We start from the raw sequence: 472 nt of genomic DNA on the forward strand, positions 1-472 counted from the left end.
TCACATACCCTCCCGGGGTAAGCTGCCCCCATGGTGCGTACGGTCGGCGGAGCCCGGAGCGGGAGCGTGATGTGCGGGCAGCTGCTGCTGTTCGCCGCGCTGCTCTTCGGCATCTTCACCATGCACACCGTCGGGCACCCGGCCGAGCATGGCACCCCATCCGCCCCATCCGCCCCATCCGCCCCGTCTGCCGTGTCCACGGCCGGGGCTGACGGTGTCTCCGTCGGCACCGGGCACCATTCCTCCCATGAGTCCCACGACTCCCCCATGAGCGGCATGGACCCGCTCTCCGTCTGTCTCGCCGTCCTCGGCGCCTGGGGGCTCGCCCTCGTCGGGCTCTGGCTGTTCGGGATGCGCGTGGGCGGGCGGAGGCTCGGTACGCCGGTGGGGGCGGGGCTCCTGCGGGTGCTGCGGGCGAATCCGCCGCCCCCGATATCGGTGCTCGCCACCGTCTCGGTGCTGCGTATTTAGG

1 protein-coding gene is annotated in these 472 nt (G+C 71.8%); it reads left to right on the forward strand.

Annotated features, from left to right (window positions below; translation table 11 throughout):
- Positions 1 to 30 precede the first annotated feature (30 nt).
- Positions 31 to 471 carry a DUF6153 family protein gene (locus tag RM572_RS29015; protein WP_311604863.1) on the forward strand — a complete coding sequence of 147 codons (441 nt, stop codon included), beginning with the start codon at positions 31 to 33 and terminating at the stop codon, positions 469 to 471.
- Position 472 lies beyond the last annotated feature (1 nt).

Source organism: Streptomyces hazeniae, assembly GCF_031845485.1.
Taxonomy (GTDB): domain Bacteria; phylum Actinomycetota; class Actinomycetes; order Streptomycetales; family Streptomycetaceae; genus Streptomyces; species Streptomyces hazeniae.